The organism is Brevundimonas sp. (assembly GCF_036659295.1).
GTDB lineage: Bacteria > Pseudomonadota > Alphaproteobacteria > Caulobacterales > Caulobacteraceae > Brevundimonas.
The window spans coordinates 18,733-39,771 of the sequence record NZ_JAVXCU010000013.1 but is presented as its reverse complement, the minus strand read 5'-3'; the positions used below and the strand labels follow the sequence as shown (position 1 = coordinate 39,771).

The following is a 21,039-nucleotide window of genomic DNA, read 5'->3' as shown; positions in this document are numbered from 1 at the left end:
GAACAGGCCGGATGTGTCTTTCTGGCGCTTGTCCTTCCGGCCTCAGGCGTTAAGCCTTGGGATACAGCGTCGTTCGCTTGTTGCGGCGATGCCTAAACGGGGAGGCAGTTATGACGCGCACCGCTTTGGTAACCGGAGGCACTCGCGGCATTGGCAAGGCCATTGTCCAGCGCCTCAAGGAAGACGGCTTCAATGTCGCCGCCGGATATTCCGGCAACGAGGACGCCGCCCGCAAAACCGCCGAGGAACTGGGCGTCATGGTCGTCAAAGGCAATGTCGGCTCGTTCGACGATTGCGCCCGCGCCGTGGCCGAGGTCGAGGCCCGCTTTGGCCCTGTCGATGTGCTGGTCAATAATGCGGGCATTACCCGCGACGGCTTCTTCCACAAGATGAACCCCGACCAGTGGTCCGACGTCATCCGCGTCAATATGGACTCTGTGTTCAACATGACCCGCCATGTCATCAACGGCATGCGCGATCGCAACTGGGGCCGGATCGTCAACATTTCCTCGATCAACGGCCAGAAGGGCCAGATCGGCCAGACCAACTATTCCGCAGCCAAGGCCGGTATGATCGGCTTTACCAAGGCACTGGCGCTGGAAAACGCCCGCAAGGGTGTGACGGTCAACTGTATCGCCCCCGGCTATATCGATACCGAAATGGTCGATGCCATGGACCCCAAGGTTCTGGAGAGCATCGTCGGACAGATTCCGGTCGGGCGTTTGGGCAAGGGCGAAGAGATCGCCGATATGGTGGCCTGGCTGTCGGGCGAGCGTGCCGGATATGTCACAGGCTGCACACTCTCGCTCAATGGCGGACAATACCTCGTAGGGTGACCCCGACTCTGCCTAAAATCTGCCGCGCCTTCATCGGACGATTGAAGTTATGAATTGCGTGGCCCTGCCAATGGTGGAGAAACCGCCTGTGCTAGCCCCCGATGTGGAAACATCGGGCGCTATTGCTGTGTGCTGCTCCGCGCTGGGCCATGCGTCTGTGAGACTGGCAACCTTGAGCCTGTGCGCGGCCCTGATGGGGGCCGGTAGTGCCTCGGCTCAGGTCCTGACCGGTCAGGAACGCGGCAACGCCCAGATCGAGTACAGCCGCCAGATCCGTTCGCAATCGGTCACACGCACCACACCGCGCATCGGTCGCTATAGCGCCGCCACCGGACAGGGCTTTGCTCTGGGCCAATCGGGATCGCAGGTTCTGCTGCGCTTTGACCGCTCGAACGAGACATGGGTACTGCGCCCGTCCTCGGCCCCGCGCGGGGACACCATCTATCGCAACGATGCGGGTGAGCAGGTTCTGCGGGTCAATGCCAGCGGCGGCATTACCCTGTATTCCTCGCGCAGCCCCGGCGGCTCGCCCGTCTCGACCGAAAGCGGCCCCGTCCCCAATCTGGAGCCGCAAGCTCTGGGTCCGGTCCAGTTGTTCAACCTGATGACGCGCCGTTCGGGTCTCATCAGCGATGCCGTGGGCCGTCTGGTCCAGATCAATGTCTATGGCGACGAGTCCGAGGCCCTGTGCGTCGAGGCCCTGATCGTGGCGACAGATACGGTGATCCGTATTGCCCGATCCCCCAGCGCCAAGCCCTTCCTCGACCGCCTGCGTGTCATCACGATTATCGAGGGTAACCGCTCGGCTGTGACCTACCAGCGCGGCGAGCTGCGTGTGGTCGTGGACCCGTCGCGCGGCGTGGCAGGCCGTCCGTCCTCGGCCCGTATCATCCGCGCCATTATCCCCGAAGACTAGGGCCCGCCCCTAGCCCGCAAAGCTGTCCTTGCCTGCGCGGCGTTCGGCAAAGGCCTTCGCATCGCCCGCCGTCAGGAACGGGTTAAAGCGCTTCTCGACCCCCACCGTTGTCGGCACCGTCCATTCCCCGCGCTCGCGCTTGGCGAAAATCGCGTCGCAATGGGCTTTCAGCGCCGCATCGTCCGACAGTGACAGGGCATAGCGGGCATTGGAGGCCGTGTATTCGTGGGCGCAATACAGCACCGTCTCGTCGTCCCACTGTGCAATGCGCGACAGGCTGTCCCACATCTGTTCGGGCGTGCCTTCAAACAGACGCCCGCAGCCCAGTGCAAAAATCACATCGCCGACAAAGGCCACACGATCAGCCTTGGCGTGAAACACCACATGGCCCAGCGTATGACCGGGCACAGCCATCACATCAAAGGCCGTCTCGCCCAGCCAGATACGGCTGCCGTCGCCCACAACCTGATCCAGCGGTGCGGCGCGCCTCACCTCTTCGGGACCGATAATCCGGCATCCCGTTTCGGCCTTCAGCTTTTCATTGCCGCCCGTATGGTCGGGGTGCCAGTGCGTGTTCAGCACCAGATCCAGATGGTCCCAGCCCGCCTTGTCCAGCTCGGCCAGAATGGCATCCGCATCGGGACTGTCGATCGCGGCAACCTGCCGGCTGTCCTCGTCGAGAACCAGATAGCCATAGTTGTCGTTCAGGCACGGAAATTGGCGGATTTGTAGGGTCATACAGACATCCTAGCCGATACCCCCCGCATCATCCTATAGTGCAGTCATGCGGCGCAGTATCGATGACCTTCGAACCTTCTACGGAGAGCCCAAGGGCGCTCTGGTGCGACGCATACTGGCGGCACAGCTGACCGATGCGTGGGGCACTGCAGATAATTGCGATGTTCTGGGTATCGGCTATGCGACCCCGTGGCTGGACGCCTTTACCGGCGCACGGCGCGTGATCGCCGCCATGCCGGGCGGTCAGGGCGCCGAGCCGTGGGTCACAGCGGGCCGCAACCGCACGGTGCTGGTCGATGACCGTGCCCTGCCGTTCGCAGCGGGCCTGTTTGATCGCATCCTTCTGGTTCACGCCCTCGAAGAAGCCGACGATCCGCAAAGTGTGCTGAACGAGGCCAGCCGCCTTTTATCCCCCTCGGGCCGCATCATCATCGTGTCTGCTGCCCGTGGCGGGCTGTGGGCGCGTAACGAAGCCACCCCCTTTGGCCATGGCCGCCCCTTTTCGCGCCGCCAGATGGAAGGCCTGATCCGCAGTTCCGGCCTTGAACCAAGAGCATGGTCGCAGGCCCTGTATGTGCCGCCGTGGCGGGCCATGCTGCCTTTTTCCGATGGTATCGAGCAGGTCGGACGCCTGTTATTTCCCGGTACGGCTGGTCTGATCCTGATGGAGGCCGGTCGTCTGACCTATGCCCGCCCGAAGGTACGCGGTGCCCGCAGCGTCATCGCCCCTCCCGTTCCGGCCCTGAAGCCTGCCTCGACACGCACGTCCTCGCCCCAGAGCCCCGCCCTATCCGTCCCTGCGACGACAAGCGATCTGGCCCAAACCCGCAAACCCCTCTATGTGGGCCAGTCATGCACCGACTAATCCTGATGCGCCACGCAGAGGCCGATGCCCGTACGCCCCAAGGCGGCGGCGATATAGATCGCCCCTTGTCCGCACGCGGACGCGCCGAGGCTGCCGCCATGGGGCGCGCTCTGGCGGGCCGTGGTTTCAAGCCCGATCTGGCCCTTGTCTCTGCCGCCACCCGCACCCAGCAAACCTGGGCACAGGTGCAGGACAGCTTCGAGGCTGCCGAAGTTCAGGTGATCGAGCATCTGTATGATGCCGATGCCCGCACCTTGCGCACCGAGGTCGAGATCAACGAAGACACGGTCGGTTGCGTGCTGGTGCTGGCCCACAATCCCGGCATTCACCAACTGGCCGTCGACTATCTGGTCGAAGGCGCTGCCTCGGCCTCGGTACTCGAAAAATTCTCGGGCGGTTTCCCGACCGCCAGCTGCGCTATCTTCAGCGTCGATGCCGCCGGTCGCCCGTCCTTCGAGGGCTGGCTGACCCCGTCGGCGCTCTAACGTTTTCCATTCGAAAGACCCGCCATGCACCCCGATGTGGCCTATAAAATCCTGTCTGCTGCCGACTGGCGCCTGATGCTGGCCGAGGGCCGCTATGACGGCTCGGCGGTCGATCTGGCCGACGGCTATATCCACATGTCCACCAAAGACCAGCTGGAACAGACCGCCGCCAAACACTATGCAGGCCTCGATGACCTGATGCTGGTCGAGGTCTTGCTGGCCCCTCTGGGCGAGACCCTTGTGTGGGAGCCATCGCGCGGCGGGGCCCTCTTCCCGCACATTTACGGCCCGTTGCCCGCCTCGGCTGTCGTCAAAACCACCCCTATGTCCGTCACGACTGACGGCACCATGATCCTTTCCTGAGCCCGTTCCATGTCCCTGACCAATCTCGGCACCGCCCTTTTCCGCCAGCTTGATCCGGAGACCGCCCACCGTGCGGCCATCCATGCCGCGCGCCTGTTTCCCCTGCCCGCGCCCAAGGCCGACGATGCGGCGCTGAAAGTCACCATTGCCGGTCTGACCTTCCCCAATCCTGTGGGTGTGGCCGCCGGTCTCGACAAGAATGGCGAGGCGCTGCACGGCTTGGCCCGCATGGGGTTTGGTGCTGTCGAATGTGGGTCGGTGACGCCCAAGGCCCAGTCCGGCAACCCCAAGCCGCGCCTGTTCCGCCTGAGCGAGGACGAAGCCGTCATCAACCGTATGGGCTTCAATAATGACGGCCTGGAACCGTTTGCCGCCCGCCTGAAGGATCGCCCGCGCAGCGTACCGATCGGGGCCAATCTGGGGGCCAACAAAGACACCGAGGACAAGGCCGCCGACTATGTGGCGGGTCTGAAACGCCTTGCGGGTCTGGCCGACTATTTCACCATCAATATCTCCTCGCCCAACACGCCGGGCCTTCGCGCTCTGCAAGGCCGCGAGGCGCTGGATGATCTTCTGGGCCGCATCAACGAAGCCCGCCCGTCGGATGGTGCGCCGGTCTTCCTGAAGATCGCCCCCGATCTGGTCGGCGAAGAGATCGGCATGATTGTCGAGGCCTCGCTCGCCCACAAGATCGACGCCCTGATCGTTTCCAACACCACACTGGAACGCCCTGCCCATCTGAAATCGGCCTTCAAGGGTGAGACAGGTGGCCTGTCGGGTGCGCCGGTGCGCCCGTTTGCCCGCCGTGCGCTGGCCGCCGCTGCCGAGGCCGCACAGGGCCGTCTGCCCCTGATCGCGGTCGGCGGTATCGACAGTGGCGCCGAGGCCTATGAGCGCATCCGCATGGGGGCATCGGCCGTTCAGGTCTATTCGGCCCTCGTCTTCAAAGGTCCGCGCCTGATCGGCGACATCAAGAAAGACCTGCTGGCCCGTCTGCGTGCGGACGGTTTTAACACGCTGAACGACGCAATATCGACGTTACGTTGACAGTCCATTAGGGCTCGGGCCCCATAATCGCGACTATATAACGCCACCCAAGGTGGCAAAAAACGTCAACGCGCGTGGGGAAATAGATGGCCGAGGTCGTGCAAACAGCGCAAGCGCACGCGACAGGCTGGGCGACAGCTATGGCTGCACGCCACAGGACAGTCACGCACCGTATAGCGGCAGCGGTGGCTTCGGCTGTGGTCATGGCCCCGATTATCGGCGTCACCACCATTCTGGCCTGGGTCTGCTGCTACATGTTCATCATCGGGCTGGAACGGACGGTTGTCCGTATTTCCAGTGCCACTGACGAGTATGGTCCGCGCGGCCTGCAAGGCTTCCTCTACAACGCCATCCTGTTCACATCGGCCCTCACCTTTGCCTGGGTGGTCCTGCCGTTATGGTTCGTGGCGGGCATCTATGGTGGCCTGTGCGCCTGCATCTATCTGGGTGCGGGCATGGTCCAGTCCATCATCAACGGTGCCGGATCGCTGCGTATTACGATCATCACCACCATCCCGACCGCTGTGGCCATTCTGGCTACACCGTTCATGCTGCAACAGATGGGGGCCACCACCAACGAGATCGTGGCCGTGACCATGGCCTGTCTGGTGTTTCTGGGTATCTGTCTGGGGGCGGCACAGCGTCTGTACCGGTCCGACCGCGACCAGCGTACCGCCTATGCTCTGGCCGAGTGCAAGCGTGCCGAGGCCGAGGCGGCCGTCGCTGCCCGCACCGCCTTCCTGTCCACCATTGCCCATGATCTGCGCACCCCCATTACCGCCATCCTGACGGGGGCCGAGACGCTGCAGAACAAGACCTCGCCGCAAGCCCGCGAGGAACTGGCCATGATCGGCGATGCTGGCCGGATGATGAACAGCCTGCTCAACGACCTGCTGGATCAGGCGCGTATTGATGCCGGTCGCCTGACGCTGAACGAACAGGCCTTTGACCTGCGCCGTATGATCAACCAGACCGCCCGCCTGTGGCAGGATCCGATCCGCGCCAAGGGCCTGAAACTGCATCTGGAAATCCCGCAAGACCTGCCCGTCGCACTGTTGGGGGACGAGGTCCGCCTGCGTCAGGTGCTCAACAACCTGATGTCCAATGCGCTGAAATTTACCTCGCGTGGAGCCATCACCCTGCGCTGCCGGTGCTGGCTGGACGATGACGACAACCATGCCCTGACACTGGAGGTCGAGGACACCGGCCACGGCATGCTGGACAGCCAGCTGGCCCGTCTGTTCACCCCGTTTGACCAGACCTCGAACGATATTGCCGCCCAGTATGGCGGTTCGGGTCTGGGCCTGTCGATCTGCCGTGATCTGGTGCGCCTGATGGACGGTCGCCTGACCACCCGCAGCCAACCGGACAAGGGCAGCATCTTCACCGTGGCCCTGACCCTTGTGCCCGCCGAGACCAGCGCCGTCAGGGCTGTGCCTGCGGCCCTGAACCTGCCGTATATTCCGGTCGCGATGCCCTTCGCCGATCTCGCGCCAGACGATCTGCCGGTCACACCCGTGCGCACCGTCGCCGAACCGGCCGCAGCCTTTATTCCGGCCCCCGTTTCCGGTGAGGCCGAAGAGCTTGAGGATATCGACGAAGCCCCGTTGCGGATTCTCATCGTCGATGACCACGAGATCAACCGCCGTGCGATCCAGCTGATCCTGCAAGGTTTCGACTGCGATATCTCCATGGCGGTCGATGGTCGCTCGGCGCTGGAAATCGCCGCCCATTCGGCTTTTGACGTCATCTTTATGGATGTGCGCATGCCCGAACTGGACGGTCGCGAAACCACACGGCGTCTGCGCAAGAATGGCGGGCCGAACGCCTCGACCCCCGTCATCGCTGTCACCGCCGACAATGCCCCCGAAGACCAGCTGGCCTGTGCGGCGGCGGGCATGACCGCCTATCTGGCCAAGCCTCTGACCCCCGCCAGCCTGATCGCCGTCCTGCAAACCACGCTGGAACAACAGGCCGCCACCCAAGCCGCGTCACAGAACGCCGCCTGATCCCCAACAAGATGCCCCAAACAAAAAGAGCGCCCCGAACGGGACGCTCTTTTCATATGGGCAGATCTTTGTGCTTACAGCTGTTCGATCAGGAACTCGGCCGCCGAGACTTTGAACTCGCCACCCTGTTCGACATTCAGCTTCTCGACCACGCCGTCCTTGACCAGCATGGAGTAACGCTGCGAGCGTACGCCCATGCCAAAGCCCGAAGCATCCAGCTCCAGACCGATGGACTTGGTGAAGGCACCATTGCCGTCGGCCAGCATGACGATGTCGTCATTGCCGTTCAGGCCATTGGCTTCGGCCCATGCGCCCATGACAAAGGCGTCGTTCACCGACACGCAGGCCACGGCATCCACGCCCTTGTCGGTCAGGGCCGACAGATTGTCCTTATAGCCCGGCAGGTGGCGCGCCGAGCAGGTCGGGGTAAAGGCACCCGGAACAGCAAACAGAGCCACGGTACGGCCCTTGAAGAAGTCCTGCGTCGAAACCGGACGCGGCCCTTCGGCCGTCATCTGGGTCAGGTTGGCCTCGGGCAGGCGCTCGCCGGTCTTGATGGTCATGGGGTTTCCTCCAGACACCGCAGCCGGCACATCCGGATAACGGTTCGCCCTGAACATAGTGCAGCCGCCCCCCCCGCCAAGCCCGCATGACGTAAAAACACGCCCCCGCTTTGTTTATTCTGTGCAGTCCCGCCCCTTGCGCCCGCCCCTCGCACAACCGACTATAGGGTTATGAGCACAGCCCCCACCCCCGACCTGTCCTCTGCCGAATGGCCCTCGCTGGCGGGGCGCCTTCTGGTTGCCATGCCCGGTATCGATGACGAGCGGTTCGAATATGCCGTCATTCTGGTCTGCACCCATGATGACGACCACGCCATGGGCCTGCGGCTGGACCTTCCGGCCCCCGGTGTTGATCTGGCCTATGTGCTGGAATCGCTGAACGTCAGCCATCACGGGGCCACGGGCCGTCCGGTCCTTCTGGGCGGGCCGGTAGAGCCTGAACGCGGCTTTGTGCTGCATTCCGACGACTGGTTCAGCGACGAGACCAGCCTGCGCGTCCACGGCGGCATGGCGGTTACCGGCACGCGCGATGCTCTGGCGGCGATGGGCGAGATCACCGGACCGGCCCGCTCGGCCCTGGTGCTCGGCTATGCCGGATGGGACGAGGGACAGCTGGAAGAAGAACTCAGCGAGAATATCTGGCTGACACTGGATGCCGATGCCGACCTGATCTTCGACGAGGACTATGCCGGCAAATGGAGCCGCGCCCTTGCCCTGCTGGGTGTGGACGCCGCCAACCTGTCATCGCACGGCGGCACCGCCTGATCGCTGGGCGGCTTAGCTACGGGCCTTGATCGGTGCGGCCCCGTCGGCCAGCGATTCATTGAGATAGACCTCGGCCTCTTGTGCAGGCAGTGCCGGTGCATAGCCAAAGCCCTGACCATAGTGGCAACCGTCCTGGACCAGCAGATAGGCCAGACCGGCATTCTCTACGCCCTCGGCCACCACTTCCAGCGACAGGTCACGCCCGAGGTTCACAATCGAGCGTACGATCTTGGCCGAGCCTTCGTCCTTGTCCATGGTCAGAACGAAATAACGGTCGATCTTCAGCGTATCGAACGGCAGTCGCGCCAGATAGGACAGCGACGAGAAGCCGGTGCCGAAATCGTCCAGCGCCAGCGACGCGCCGACCTCGCGCAGCGATGCCAGAATATCGGCCGCCTTGGCCGGATCGCGCATGATGTCGCTTTCCGTCACTTCCAGCTTCAGGGCACCCTTGGGCAGGCCTGTCGTGCTGATAATCTCGGAGACATCGTCCACCAGATGCGGGCGCTCGATCTCGCCCACCGACAGGTTCACACTGCAAAACAGATTGCCCGCCGCCGGATGCCGCGCCAGCCATTCGGCCAGCTGGCGTGCGGCCTGACGCATCATCACCAGACCCAGCTCGTTCATCAGGCCCATTTCTTGCGCCAGTGACAGGAACTCGTCCGGCGGCACCAGTCCGCGTGTGGGGTGACGCCAGCGCGCCAAGGCCTCGAAACCGGCCACCGCGCCGGTCGACAGGTTCACAATCGGCTGGAAGAAAGGCTCGATCTCGCCACGGCTGAAGGCGTTGCGCAGCTCGCTTTCCAGCGCCAGCCGCGACAGGCTGTCATTTTCCAGAGCACGGCCATAGGCCGCCACGCCGCCACGTCCCGCCGTCTTGGCCCGCTCCAGTGCCAGAGACGCCCGACGCAGCAACTCTCCTGCCGCAGGCGCATCCTGCCCGCCCTCGGCGGTCACCGCCCCGATCGCCACGGTCGGATAGATATCATAGCCCGCCACCGACAAGGGCAGCTCCAGCGCCTCGCGCATACGCTCGGCTGTGGCATTGCCCGTCTGGCGGTCGCGGCACACAAATACAGCAAACTCGTCTTCCCCGACGCGCGCCGGTGCTGCCTCGGCGGGGAAGGCCCCCAACAGTCGCGAGCCCAGTGTCGACAAAACCAGATCGGCCCGCTCGGGCCCAAGGGCTTCGTTCAGGCGTTTCAGCCGGTCCAGATCGGCGATGACCATCTCGTAATCGCCGGGCACTTTCAGGATTTCGGTCACACGGCCCAAAAAGCTGTGGCGGTCCAGAAGCTGGGTCAGACCGCAACGCGACGTGGCCGCCATGTGCCGCTCAAGCGTCACAATACCGGCGGCCCTCAGACCGTCCTCCAACCACACACCGCGCCACAGGCACATATCGCCGCCACGCATACGCAAGCGCACCGAAATCTCGGCCCCCTCCTCGCGCGGTTTGAGGAAACGCTCGGCCAGCGCCCGATCCTGCGGCAGGGTCATAGCCACAAAGGTTGCCGCCGAACATTCCGGTGCCACCGGCCCCAGCCCCAGAGACGGCGTGGCCCCGTTAAAGGTGATGCTGTCCTGCGACGGGTCCCACACCCACAGGGCCGTATCCGCCGCCGCCAGAGCTTCCAGCGCCATAGTAGGATCCCAGCGCGTCGATCGCGCGCCCGATCCGGTCATGGATCCCCCCATTGATCGGGTACGATTGGTCAATACGGCCTCACAGGGTGCACTCCGGCAGACCCCGCCCCCCAAGGTCGGACTCCAGAACGGCAAACAATAGATGGTCTGCCCATACCCCGTTAATTTTCAAATAAGCTCGCGCCGTTCCTTCATGCTGAAATCCGGCCTTTTGCAAAACCCGTTTCGAGGCATGGTTGTAAGGCACGCAGGCCGCTTCGACCCGATGCAACATCAGGTTGTCGAATGCGAAGGCCAGCATGGTCCTGACGGCGGTTGTCCCGCGCCCTTCGCCGGCATAGGGACGACCGATCCAGTATCCCAGCGTCCCCGTCTCGGCCACGCCGCGACGGATATTGGACAGGGTGATGGCACCGACCAGCGCGTCGGTTTCCTTGTCCATGATGAAAAATGGATAGGCGGTGCCCAGTTCCATTTCGCGGTCATAGATGGCCAGGCGGCGTTTGAAGGCGGGACGGCCGAGATCATCCTCGCCCCATGCCGGCTCCCACGGTTGCAGATAGTCGCGCGAAGCCTCGCGCAGTTCGGCCCACTGGCGATAATCGGTCGGGCGCGGCGCACGCAGGATCAGTCCCGGTCCCTGCAGGACCGGCCCGTCATTTCCCGATTTCCAGTCAAACAGGGCCATCAATCCCTGTTTACGCCCTTATGATGCCCTCGCGAAAGAGCGCAGACTCAAGTTGTGTGGGCGTTGATTGTGGATGCAAAGGCTTTTGCAGCCTTGATCGCCGATTTTGGCCCCAGAACCGCAGAGGCTGTGCGCCCGTCTTCCAGCAATGCCTGCCCGAAACGACGCATATCGTCCGCGCTCACGGCCTCCAGCGATTCGACCAGAGTTTCCGACGCCACCGGTGCCCCATAGACCAGCGCCTGCGTGGCATGACGGGCCGAACGGTTGGCCGCGCTTTCATCGGCCATCCATAGTCCGGCGACCATCACCGCCTTGGCCCGCTGCAGTTCAGACACGCTTGGACCGTCGGTCGCCAGCGCAACCACCTGTTCGGCACAGACCTGCGCCAGTTCCTGCGAACGATCCGCCGCAGCCCCTGCATAGATGCCGATCAGGCCGATATCGTCATACGGCTCCATATAGGCGTCGATGGCATAGGCCAGACCGCGCTCTTCGCGGGCCGACTGGAACAGGCGCGACGCCATGCCCCCGCCCAGTATCTCGGTAAACAGACGCGCCACCGGCATATCGTCCGAGCGGACCGCCGGTCCGACCATCTGGAACACCAGATTGGCCTGTTCGATCTTGCGGGCCATGCGCGCCTCGCCACCGATAAACTCGGCTGCGGCGACTTCGGGTGCTGGCGTGGCCACCGCCGAACCGAACCATTGCTCGGCCAGTTTCAGCAGTTCGTCCTCGTCCACACCGCCCGAGACCGACACCACCATGCGGTCCGGCGAATAGAGCGCGGCCCGCCATGCGGAAATCATCTCTCGCGTAACCGGCTTCAGGCTTTCGACCGAACCCAGAATGGGCCGCCCCAGCGACTGGTCAAAGAAAGCTGTCGCCTGCGCCATTTCAAAAACATGGTCGTCGGGCGTATCAAAGGCCTCGGCGATTTCCTGCGCCACCACATCTTTTTCGCGCTCGATCTCGACCGGATCCAGCGTCGGACGGAATACCAGATCGGACAGCACCTGCATCGACAGGCCCAGCGATCCGTCCACACCCCGCACATCGAAACTGGTGCGCTCATAGCCGGTAGCGGCATTGATAGCCCCGCCGGTCGCCTCGATCCGCTCGACAATCTCGCGTGCGCCCATCTCCCCTGCGCCCTTGAACACCAGATGTTCGAGGAAGTGCGACCAACCCGACTGGGCCTCGCTCTCCATGCGCGCGCCGCCTGCGACGGCAACATTCAGGGCAAAGGTGCGACGACCGGCCAGCGGGTCGCAAATCAGTCTTACGCCGTTGGACAGCGTGTGCAGGCGAACAGTCAGGGGGTATTTCCTTGCAGATCGGCCGGACGCATCAGGCGGCGGCGCAGCAGACCTATATAGACACCGATCAGGACAACTGCGAGGCCGAACCACGTCGCGGCATAACCGGCGTGGTTATTGCTGAAGGCCGCAGGCGGCACTGACGGGTGGAGACCTTCGATCTCGGGATTGATCGGGGTGGCCGCATAGACCAGCCAGTCCGATACCGGCCCCGTGACGCCCAGCGTCTTGGCCATGGCCTGATTGTCGCGACCATAGAACAGGCGGTCTTCCGGCGGCGGGGTCATGCCCGATGGTTCGGAGACCGAACGCACCACGCCGGTAAAGGCCACCGGCATGGCGGCATCGCTACGCTCGACAGGACGCGCCTCGAACCCCTCGGCGATAAAGCCGCGATCCACCATGATTGTTGTGCCATCCGCCAGAGGACAGGCAGACACCAGACGGTAGCCCGGCTGGCCTTCCTCGATAGAGCGCAGCGTCACAAACGGGGCCGTGTTCAGCCCGCGACAGACCATCAGAACTTTACGGAACTCAGGGGCCTCCGAGGCCAGAACCGCCTCGACCGGTGCCGGTGCCATCTGCTCGGAACGGGCGGACGCTGCCAGCAACCCTTCCTTCCATTGCAACCGCTGCACCTGCCACACGCCAAGGGCGACCAGCACAGCCAGCATGACCACGGTCAAAACGGTCAGCACCACAGGAAAGCGTTTCTGGCTCATCATATCCCCTTCAACCGTCCGTGCGGCATCGCAACAGGTTCAGCGCCGTCATCAACCCCTTTCCCGGTCGCATCAAGCCCACAGCCACCACAATCACCAGCGGCAGCCAGAAAACCAGATTGACCCACAGGGGCGGCCGATAGACCAGATTGAACGCCACCGCCGACATACCCACCGTTATGCCGGTGATCTGCATGATGAAGGTGGCCGCACCGTCGCCCGTCTCGACCTTGCCCAACGCAAAGCCGCAGGCCTCACACGTTTCGCGCACCTTGAGCCAGCCCGAAAACAGGGGGCCGCGTCCGCATTGCGGGCACAGGCCCCGAACGCCCGCCCAGACCGCTGCCTTGCCGCGTAATATCGGGGCCTGCAGTTTCTGGCTTTCGGTCATCCGGCTTCCCCCACGAAAAACGGCGCGTAACCTAAGTTCCGCGCCGTCTCTAGGTATCAGACTTCAGGTCTGCCTATCAGCCGTAAATGACGTACATGAAGGCAAACAGGAACAGCCAGACCACGTCCACGAAGTGCCAGTACCAGGCAGCCGCTTCGAAGCCGAAATGCTTCTCCGGCGACATCTGGCCCAGATACAGGCGCAGCAGGCAGACGGCCAAGAAGATGGTGCCGACAGCAACGTGGAAACCGTGGAAGCCGGTGATCAGGAAGAACATCGAACCGTACAGGCCCGAATTCGTCGCCGTCTCGTTGAAGAACAGGTGGCTGTGGATGATGTGGTAATATTCGTAGGCTTGGACGCCCGAGAAGATCAGACCCAGACCCACCGTGATCCACAGCGCCAGCTTGGCACCGTCACGGTCGTTCTTGATGATGGCATGGTGCGCCCAGGTTACCGTCGTACCCGACAGCAGCAGGATCACCGTGTTCAGCAGCGGCAAGGACCACGGGTCCAGCAGCTCGACGCCCTTGGGCGGCCAGGTTGCCCAAGCTGCGCCGGTTTCGGCCCAGTTGCCGATTTCCGGAATAGCCGCGCGGGATTCGTTGAAGATGGCCATGTCGAAGAACATCCAGAAGAAGCTGACGAACAGCATCACTTCCGAAGCAATGAACATGATCATGCCATAACGCAGACCCAGTTGGACGACCGGCGTGTGGTCACCCTTCTGGCTTTCGCGGATGACATCGCGCCACCAGCCGTACAGGCAGAAAAGCACGCCGGCCAGACCGGCGAAGAACATCCATTTGGAGCCTTCCGGCAGGCCAAACATGCCCTTCATCCAGACAACAGCCCCCGTCAGCATGACCACGACGGTCATGGAGGTGGCCAGCGGCCATGGGCTGGGGTCAACCAGGTGGTAGTCGTGTTGTGGTTTCGCGTGGGCCATTCCAGGGTCTCTGAATTAAGGCGAGAGTCGAGTTATGTGAGGCTATAGCGTTGCCGAATGGCGTTTGCCAATGCCTATTGGGCGGAAACCTCGGGATCAAACCCTTTGGTTGGGTAAAAGGTATAACTCAGGGTTATTTCTTTCACGCCGCGCCCTTCACGGTCGGTCGCCAGTTCGGGTGCAACGAAATACTGAATCGGGAAGATCATCTCCGCACCCGGAGCGATTTCCTGTCCTTCAAAACAGAAACACTGCAGTTTCTGGAAATAAGGACCGGCTTTTAGTGGCACTACATTATAGGCTGCGGTGGCATGAAGCGTTTCATTCGAGGTGTTCTTGACCTTGAAATAGGCCATGCCCGTTTCACCGATGCGAACACGCTGGCTGACCTGCTCGGCCTCGAAGGTCATGGGCAGGTTGCGCACATTGGTATCGAAGTGGATCATCACGGTCTGGTCCAGCACCTCGTCGGGTGCCTTCTCGGCCAGCATAACCGTGCCGCCAAAACCTGTGACCTGACAGAACAGACGATATAGCGGCACCGCCGCAAACGCGGCCCCCACCATAGCCATCACACCAAACACGCAAAGAATAGCGACAAGATTCTTGCGGTTGGCGGCCTTCTGGGCCTCCCGATCCGCCATTAGGGCTGCTCGGTCGTCGGCGTCGCAGGGCTGTCAGCGACGACAGGGTCCGACACCACAACACCGGCAGCCACGTTCTCGGCTGCGATCTGGGCCTGACGGGCCTGGTTGTTGGCGTGCATACGCGAGACGGTGATGGCGTAAACGGTCGCAATGAACACCAGCAGGCCAAAGGCGATGGCGATGTTGCGGCGCTTGCGGGCCTTCACCTGCTCGTCCGTCAGTGTGATGAACTCGGGCTGGCTCATGGGCATCAGGCTCCAATGATCGGCAATTGTTCAACCAGCAGGGCCGAGAACAACGCCATCAGATACAGGATGGAAAAAGCAAACATGTTGCGGGCCGGTTTGGCCTCGAGGCGCACATCGTACAATGCGGCTTCTCGTCCTATGGCCTCGGCCTTGTCGGGCTGGTCACCTGCGCGCGAACGCCACAGACGCAAAGCCAGATAAAGGAAGAACAGACCGCCCGTGATCGACACCACGCCATAGATGACGCCACCAACACCCACAAAGGTCGGCAAGATCGCCACCGGCACAAAGACCAGCGTGTAGATCAGGATCTGCAGACGGGTGGACTTGGCACCCTTGGCCACAGGCATCATCGGGATACCGGCCTTGGCATAGTCACCGGCCGAATAGAGCGCCAGCGCCCACGAATGCGGCGGGGTCCACAAGAAGATAATCAGGAACAACAACCAGGCCTGCCACGGCGCATCGCCGGTGGCTGCGGCCCAGCCGATCACCGGCGGGAAGGCCCCTGCGGCCCCGCCAATGACGATGTTCTGCGGCGTACGACGCTTGAGCAGCATCGTATAGAAGCCCGCATAATAGACGATGGTCATCGCCAGCAGCCCACCGGCCAGCCAGTTGGTCGCCATGCCCAGCAGCATGACCGAAAAGACCGAGAGGATCACGCCATAGCTCATGGCGTCATTCTTGCGGACGCGACCTGCCGCCACGGGGCGGCCACGCGTGCGACGCATCAGGGCGTCTGTCTCGCCCTCCAGTGCCATGTTCAGGGCACCGGCAGCACCGGCCCCCACAGCAATACAGATCACCGCCACGACGGCGTTCAGCAGCGGCATATGGCCCTGCGCCGCAATCATCCCTGTCAGAGCCGTAAAGACGACCAGAGACATGACGCGGGGTTTCAGCAACTGGAAGAAGTCTTCCGGCTGGGCGGTCGTAACGATGGGAGCTTGGCGTTCTGTCATATTCATAAAAGGCGAAGGCCGCCCCTTCGGATTTCGAAAGGGCGGCCTCTCCATTGTTATCCCTTGGAGAGGGATATTAGTGGTGATCGTCCGCTTTCACCACCGGCAGTTCATTGAACTGGTGGTAGGGCGGCGGCGAAGACAGGGTCCATTCCAGAGTGGTAGCGCCTTCGCCCCACGGATTGGCCTCTGCCGGACGGCGACGGATGGCAGCTTCAAGCAGCATAACCAGGAAGACACCGACGCCGACGATGGTGATCAGGTAACCCACCGACGAAACGTGGTTCCACAGGGTGTAGGCTTCCGGATAGTCGATATAACGACGCGGCATGCCTTGCAGACCCAGGAAGTGCTGCGGGAAGAAGACCACGTTCACACCGACGAACATGATCCAGAAGTGCAACTGGCCCAGGAACTCGTTGTACTTCACACCGAACATCTTCTCGAACCAGTAGTAGAAACCGGCGAAGATCGAGAAGACGGCACCCAGCGACAGCACATAGTGGAAGTGGGCGACGACGTAGTAGGTGTCGTGCAGCGAGTAGTCCATGCCGGCGTTCGACAGCACCACACCGGTCACACCACCGACGGTGAACAGGAAGATGAAGCCCATCGCCCACAGCATCGGGGTTTTGAAGGTCAGCGAGCCGCCCCACATGGTGGCGATCCAGCTGAAGATCTTCACGCCCGTCGGCACGGCGATGATCATGGTCGCGGCCACGAAGTAGGCGCGCAGGTTGATGCTCATGCCCACGGTGTACATGTGGTGAGCCCACACGATGAAGCCGATGAAGCCGATGGCGACCATGGCGTAGGCCATGGCGAGGTAGCCGAAGATCGGCTTCTTCGAGAAGGTCGAAACGATGTGCGAGATGATGCCGAAGCCCGGCAGGATCATGATGTACACTTCGGGGTGACCGAAGAACCAGAACAGGTGCTGGTACATGACCGGATCACCGCCACCGGCCGGATCGAAGAAGCTGGTGCCGAAGTTACGGTCGGTCAGCAGCATGGTGATGGCGCCCGCCAGAACCGGCAGCGACAGCAGCAGCAGGAAGGCCGTGATCAGCACACCCCACGCAAACAGCGGCATGCGGTGCAGGGTCATACCCGGTGCGCGCATGTTGAAGATGGTGGTGATGAAGTTGATCGAGCCGAGGATCGACGAGATACCGGCAATATGCAGCGAGAAGATCGCCATATCGAACGACGGACCTGTATGGCCCATGGTCGATAGCGGCGGATAAGCTGTCCAGCCGCCGCCGAAGCCGCGTCCCGGACCACCGTCCACAAACATCGAGATGCACAGCATGATAAAGCCGGCCACCAGCATCCAGAACGAGATGTTGTTCAGGCGCGGGAAGGCCATATCCGGTGCACCGATCATGATCGGCGTGAAATAGTTGGCAAAGCCACCCATCGTCGCCGGCATGACCACGAAGAACACCATGATCAGGGCGTGGGCCGTGACCGTAACATTATAGCCGTGCTTGGAGGCCTCGACGAGACCCAGTTGCTGGATGATCGTGCCTTCTTTGAAGAGCTGGATACCCGGCTCTGCCAGTTCCCAGCGGATCAGGCCCGACAGTGCGCCACCCACCAGACCGGTGAAGATAGCGAAGATTAGGTACAGGACGCCGATGTCTTTGTGGTTGGTCGAGAAGAACCAACGGGTAAAGAACCCCGGCACGTGATTGTCAGTTGCGCTAGCGCTAGCCATTTTAGATCTGCTCTCGCTCTATTACTGGGCTGCTGGCGCGACAGGCGCGGCAGCAGGAGCCGCGGGAGCGGCAGCGGTCGGGGCCAAAACAGGGGCAGGAACGGCAGCAGCGTCAGCCGAAGCCGCAGCATTATCGATTACAGCCGCCGGAGCCGCGGCAGCAGCCGCTTCTTCGGTACCGGGCATCGAGCCGCCCTTGGAAGCCAGCCAGGCTTCAAACTCGGCCTGGGTCACAACATTGACCTGGATCGGCATGAAGGCGTGGTCGACACCGCAAAGTTCCGAGCACTGGCCATAATAGGTGCCGGTCTTCTCGGCCTTGAACCAGGTGTGGTTGGTGCGGCCCGGGATGGCGTCAATCTTAACGCCGAAAGCCGGAACGGCCACAGCGTGGATCACGTCCGAAGCGGTGATCAGCAGTTCGACAGTCGCGCCCACCGGCACCACCATCGGCTGGTCGGCAGCCAGACGGAACAGTTGCTTGGTGGTCTTGTCTTCCGGCAGCATGTTCGAGATGTATTCCGGCACCTTGTGGTCCGGATACTCGTACGCCCAGTTCCACTGGTTGCCGGTGATCTTAACGCGAACGTCCGGTTCCGGCATGTTCTCGTAGGCGAACAGCAGGCGGAACGAGAAGAAGGCGATCACGAACAGGATCAGGATCGGCACAACCGTCCAGATCACTTCGATCGTCGTATTATGGCTCCACTTGGCCGCGATCGGGTTCGAACGCTTGTTATAGCGCACGGCGATCCACAGCAGCAGTGCCAGAACCAGAACGCTGATACCGATGCACATCGGCAGCAGCACATAGTTATGGAAGAAGGTAACTTCGTGCTTCAGCGGAGACGCGCTCTGCTGAAGACCGATTGCACCCGGGGTCGGCTGCCCCAAAAGTTCCTGCGCCCATGTCGGCGCAGCGACGAATGCGCCAAGCGCAGCAGTGGCGATCCCCGCCCCCATCCGCGTTATCGCTCGCGTGCCCATCCCCATTCGAGAAGTCCTCATAAATCGTTCCGCAGCAGACATTTGCGATCCAATCGCAAACGCGCTGCAGCCCATAAAAACCGCAGCGTTTGAGGGGTCGTTATCGGATGAACAGCTTCGGGGCAAGCGGTCTGGCCGTTTCCGCCTCACAAGGATTGGGGAAATGCCAGATTAAAAGGTGTTTATGTTTAAATAGGTACCTTGCGTGGCAAGATACCTTGCGTTACCCCTTCAATCATCAAACGAGGGAAGAACATGCCCGAAACCATCGACATCCAACTGAAGAAAGGCGTTTTGGGCCTCTGCGTCCTTGCGCTGTTGGCCCGAACCGACAGCTACGCCTACGAGATCGCCTCGCGACTGTCCGACGCCATCGGAATGGGCGAAGGCACGATTTATCCGCTGATGCGCCGCATGCAGACCGACGGACTGGTTGAAACCTATCTGGTCGAATCATCCAGCGGCCCGTCGCGCAAATATTACCGCCTGACCGTTCGCGGCCATGAAGCCCTCAAGGCACAGGGCGCAGAATGGGAAGCCTTTGCCCGTTCGGTGGACCAGCTTCTGACCGAAGCCGCCACTCAAGACACCATCAATGCCGGCGCTCCGGACCCCGTACTGGCCCTGACAGCCGCAACCGGCGACGCCTCTGACAAGGGAGCTGAATAATGAACCGCAACGAGTTCCTCGCCCGCCTTCGCAAAGGCCTTGTCGGCCTGACGCAAGCTGCCGCTGACGACATTGTCGCCGACTACGAGGCCCATTTCGACGAAGGCCGCGCCGCCGGTCGCAGCGAACAGGAGGTTGCCGGTGCTCTGGGCGATCCCGACCGCATCGCCCGCGAGCTAAAGGCCGAGGCCGGTGCCAAGGCTTGGAGCCAGCAACCGACCGCCTCCAATGCCATGGGTGCCATCTTCGGCATTATCGGCCTTGGCGCGATCGACATCCTGATCCTGCTGCCGCTGGTCCTGCCGATCTTCGGCACCGTCATCGGCTTCCTGATCGCAGGTATCGGCATCTTTATCGCCGGTGGCGCTGTCATGGTGGTGGGCTCATTTGCCGGCCTGCCGGGCGGTATCCTTGCCGCCATCCTTATGGGCATCGGCCTGATGGGTCTGGGCGTCTTCATGATCGGTCTGATGGCCATTCTGATCAAATGGATGATCGACGCCACCATCTGGTACGCCCGCCTGCACTACCGCGTCATCAAACCCGCGCTCGAACCGGCCAAGGCCTGATCGCGCCCTAAAGAAAGAAGAGGATACCTATCATGATCCGCAATCTCCTCGTCATTTCCGGTGCCGGTCTGGTTTTGGCCATCGTCGGCATGGGCGGCGCCTTTGCTGTCGGCGGCTCGGACCTTGCCCGCCACAGCTGGACCTGGGTTGTCAGCGAAAAGGATGACAATTTCCGCTTTGAACGTGCCGGTCCCCAGCAGCCAGACATCCAGCGCACCATCGCCTGGACCGGCAGCGAAAGCCTGGCCATCGATATGCCCATCACCGTCGTGTATGACGCTGCCAGCAGCGAAACGGGCATCTTTGTCTCGGGTCCCAAGGACTATGTCGACGCCGTCAAACTGGATGGCAATCGCCTGACACTGGACGATAATGACCTGCCCTCGCGCGGTTATATCCAGTGGACCGGTTCCGGTGTTTCCGGCTCCAGCGAGCGTGACCGCCTGACCGTCCGCATCAAGGGCGGAGCGGTCAAGGCCTTCACCCTGTCGGGCCAGACCGATCTGGAAGTGAACGGCTATAACCAGCCGTCGCTGGACCTGACGCTGGTCGGCAATGCCGATGCCGAGTTCAAGGGCAATACCCAGACCCTCAAGGTCGATGCCTCTGGCTACAACTCGGTCAAGCTGGACGAGCTTCTGACCCGCGATGCCACCATCCGTGTCAGCGGCGATGCCAGCGTCCGCACCTCCGCTGACGGCATTGTCACCATTGACGGCTCGGGCGACACCCGCGTCCGACTGACCCGCCAGCCGTCCGAACTTCGCCAGACCCTGACGGGCGAGGCCGAGGTCGTCACCAGCTAGAACCGCTTTTAGCGACCGCCCCCTCTCCCCTGCGCGGTCACCCAAAAGCGTTACAGCCCCCGTTTTCCGGTTCCTGCTGCCGGTTACGGGGGCTTTTCTTATGGCGGCGTGTGCGGACC

24 protein-coding genes are annotated in these 21,039 nt (G+C 62.3%); 11 read left to right on the top strand and 13 right to left on the bottom strand.

Features of this window, described 5'->3' with window-relative positions; translation table 11 throughout:
- The first annotated feature begins 110 nt into the window (after nucleotides 1–110).
- Nucleotides 111–836 carry an acetoacetyl-CoA reductase gene (phbB, locus tag RSB01_RS04395; protein ID WP_332619527.1) on the top strand — a complete coding sequence of 242 codons (726 nt, stop codon included), beginning with the start codon at nucleotides 111–113 and terminating at the stop codon, nucleotides 834–836.
- 70 nt (nucleotides 837–906) lie between these two features.
- A complete protein-coding gene (locus RSB01_RS04390) occupies nucleotides 907–1,752 on the top strand; it encodes a DUF4908 domain-containing protein (RefSeq protein WP_332592189.1) in 846 nt (281 codons plus the stop codon).
- Nucleotides 1,753–1,761: 9 nt separating this feature from the next.
- Here RSB01_RS04390 and gloB read toward each other — a convergent pair whose 3' ends face one another.
- Nucleotides 1,762–2,490, bottom strand: coding sequence for a hydroxyacylglutathione hydrolase (gene gloB / locus RSB01_RS04385; RefSeq protein WP_332592190.1), 729 nt, complete (start codon nucleotides 2,488–2,490; stop codon nucleotides 1,762–1,764).
- 46 nt (nucleotides 2,491–2,536) lie between these two features.
- Between gloB and RSB01_RS04380 the strand changes: the two genes are divergently transcribed.
- The 5 genes from RSB01_RS04380 (at nucleotide 2,537) to RSB01_RS04360 (ending at nucleotide 7,259) form a co-directional block, all read left to right on the top strand.
- The gene (locus RSB01_RS04380) at nucleotides 2,537–3,355 is read left to right on the top strand and encodes a class I SAM-dependent methyltransferase (protein WP_332619528.1); all 819 of its coding nucleotides are present in this window, start codon (nucleotides 2,537–2,539) and stop codon (nucleotides 3,353–3,355) included.
- Entirely contained in the window at nucleotides 3,343–3,840 is a 498-nt protein-coding gene (locus RSB01_RS04375) for a histidine phosphatase family protein (RefSeq protein WP_332591653.1), read from the top strand. The genes RSB01_RS04380 and RSB01_RS04375 overlap by 13 nt, the downstream gene beginning before the upstream one ends.
- Nucleotides 3,841–3,864: 24 nt before the next feature.
- Nucleotides 3,865–4,203, top strand: coding sequence for a DUF952 domain-containing protein (locus RSB01_RS04370; protein ID WP_332591652.1), 339 nt, complete (start codon nucleotides 3,865–3,867; stop codon nucleotides 4,201–4,203).
- Between the two features lie 9 nt (nucleotides 4,204–4,212).
- Nucleotides 4,213–5,250 carry a quinone-dependent dihydroorotate dehydrogenase gene (locus RSB01_RS04365; RefSeq protein WP_332591651.1) on the top strand — a complete coding sequence of 346 codons (1,038 nt, stop codon included), beginning with the start codon at nucleotides 4,213–4,215 and terminating at the stop codon, nucleotides 5,248–5,250.
- Nucleotides 5,251–5,390: 140 nt separating this feature from the next.
- Complete coding sequence (locus tag RSB01_RS04360; RefSeq protein ID WP_332619529.1) at nucleotides 5,391–7,259, top strand: ATP-binding protein; 1,869 nt, start codon at nucleotides 5,391–5,393, stop codon at nucleotides 7,257–7,259.
- A gap of 74 nt (nucleotides 7,260–7,333) precedes the next feature.
- Here RSB01_RS04360 and RSB01_RS04355 read toward each other — a convergent pair whose 3' ends face one another.
- Nucleotides 7,334–7,822, bottom strand: coding sequence for a peroxiredoxin (locus tag RSB01_RS04355; RefSeq protein WP_332591649.1), 489 nt, complete (start codon nucleotides 7,820–7,822; stop codon nucleotides 7,334–7,336).
- A 171-nt stretch (nucleotides 7,823–7,993) separates the two neighbouring features.
- Here RSB01_RS04355 and RSB01_RS04350 point away from each other — a divergent pair, with 171 nt between their 5' ends.
- Complete coding sequence (locus RSB01_RS04350) at nucleotides 7,994–8,587, top strand: YqgE/AlgH family protein (protein ID WP_332592157.1); 594 nt, start codon at nucleotides 7,994–7,996, stop codon at nucleotides 8,585–8,587.
- Between the two features lie 12 nt (nucleotides 8,588–8,599).
- Here RSB01_RS04350 and RSB01_RS04345 read toward each other — a convergent pair whose 3' ends face one another.
- From RSB01_RS04345 to coxB, 11 genes are all read right to left on the bottom strand, one after another.
- On the bottom strand, nucleotides 8,600–10,276 hold the full coding sequence (locus RSB01_RS04345) for a bifunctional diguanylate cyclase/phosphodiesterase (RefSeq protein ID WP_332619530.1): 1,677 nt from the start codon (nucleotides 10,274–10,276) through the stop codon (nucleotides 8,600–8,602).
- Nucleotides 10,277–10,316: 40 nt separating this feature from the next.
- The gene (locus RSB01_RS04340) at nucleotides 10,317–10,925 is read right to left on the bottom strand and encodes a GNAT family protein (protein WP_332591600.1); all 609 of its coding nucleotides are present in this window, start codon (nucleotides 10,923–10,925) and stop codon (nucleotides 10,317–10,319) included.
- 47 nt (nucleotides 10,926–10,972) lie between these two features.
- Nucleotides 10,973–12,247, bottom strand: coding sequence for a pitrilysin family protein (locus tag RSB01_RS04335; protein WP_332591601.1), 1,275 nt, complete (start codon nucleotides 12,245–12,247; stop codon nucleotides 10,973–10,975).
- Nucleotides 12,244–12,969 (bottom strand): SURF1 family protein, encoded by a 726-nt coding sequence (locus RSB01_RS04330; protein ID WP_332591599.1) that lies wholly within the window; start codon nucleotides 12,967–12,969, stop codon nucleotides 12,244–12,246. Before RSB01_RS04330 ends, RSB01_RS04335 begins: the two co-directional genes overlap by 4 nt.
- A gap of 10 nt (nucleotides 12,970–12,979) precedes the next feature.
- Entirely contained in the window at nucleotides 12,980–13,360 is a 381-nt protein-coding gene (locus tag RSB01_RS04325; RefSeq protein ID WP_332591598.1) for a DUF983 domain-containing protein, read from the bottom strand.
- 76 nt (nucleotides 13,361–13,436) lie between these two features.
- The gene (locus tag RSB01_RS04320) at nucleotides 13,437–14,309 is read right to left on the bottom strand and encodes a cytochrome c oxidase subunit 3 (protein ID WP_332591597.1); all 873 of its coding nucleotides are present in this window, start codon (nucleotides 14,307–14,309) and stop codon (nucleotides 13,437–13,439) included.
- A gap of 74 nt (nucleotides 14,310–14,383) precedes the next feature.
- On the bottom strand, nucleotides 14,384–14,953 hold the full coding sequence (locus RSB01_RS04315; protein WP_332591596.1) for a cytochrome c oxidase assembly protein: 570 nt from the start codon (nucleotides 14,951–14,953) through the stop codon (nucleotides 14,384–14,386).
- On the bottom strand, nucleotides 14,953–15,201 hold the full coding sequence (locus RSB01_RS04310; RefSeq protein WP_332591595.1) for a hypothetical protein: 249 nt from the start codon (nucleotides 15,199–15,201) through the stop codon (nucleotides 14,953–14,955). Before RSB01_RS04310 ends, RSB01_RS04315 begins: the two co-directional genes overlap by 1 nt.
- A 5-nt stretch (nucleotides 15,202–15,206) precedes the next feature.
- Nucleotides 15,207–16,175 carry a heme o synthase gene (locus RSB01_RS04305; RefSeq protein WP_332620529.1) on the bottom strand — a complete coding sequence of 323 codons (969 nt, stop codon included), beginning with the start codon at nucleotides 16,173–16,175 and terminating at the stop codon, nucleotides 15,207–15,209.
- Between the two features lie 70 nt (nucleotides 16,176–16,245).
- Nucleotides 16,246–17,889 (bottom strand): cytochrome c oxidase subunit I, encoded by a 1,644-nt coding sequence (gene ctaD, locus RSB01_RS04300; RefSeq protein ID WP_332625107.1) that lies wholly within the window; start codon nucleotides 17,887–17,889, stop codon nucleotides 16,246–16,248.
- 21 nt (nucleotides 17,890–17,910) lie between these two features.
- Nucleotides 17,911–18,897, bottom strand: a complete 987-nt coding sequence (gene coxB, locus RSB01_RS04295) for a cytochrome c oxidase subunit II (protein WP_332625106.1) — start codon at nucleotides 18,895–18,897, stop codon at nucleotides 17,911–17,913.
- Between the two features lie 234 nt (nucleotides 18,898–19,131).
- Here coxB and RSB01_RS04290 point away from each other — a divergent pair, with 234 nt between their 5' ends.
- From RSB01_RS04290 to RSB01_RS04280, 3 genes are read left to right on the top strand one after another with little or no spacing between them, the layout of a single operon-like run.
- Nucleotides 19,132–19,545 (top strand): PadR family transcriptional regulator, encoded by a 414-nt coding sequence (locus RSB01_RS04290; protein ID WP_332591590.1) that lies wholly within the window; start codon nucleotides 19,132–19,134, stop codon nucleotides 19,543–19,545.
- Nucleotides 19,545–20,114, top strand: a complete 570-nt coding sequence (locus RSB01_RS04285) for a DUF1700 domain-containing protein (protein ID WP_332591591.1) — start codon at nucleotides 19,545–19,547, stop codon at nucleotides 20,112–20,114. Before RSB01_RS04290 ends, RSB01_RS04285 begins: the two co-directional genes overlap by 1 nt.
- A 32-nt stretch (nucleotides 20,115–20,146) precedes the next feature.
- Nucleotides 20,147–20,920 (top strand): DUF2807 domain-containing protein, encoded by a 774-nt coding sequence (locus RSB01_RS04280; RefSeq protein ID WP_332591592.1) that lies wholly within the window; start codon nucleotides 20,147–20,149, stop codon nucleotides 20,918–20,920.
- Nucleotides 20,921–21,039: the final 119 nt, after the last annotated feature.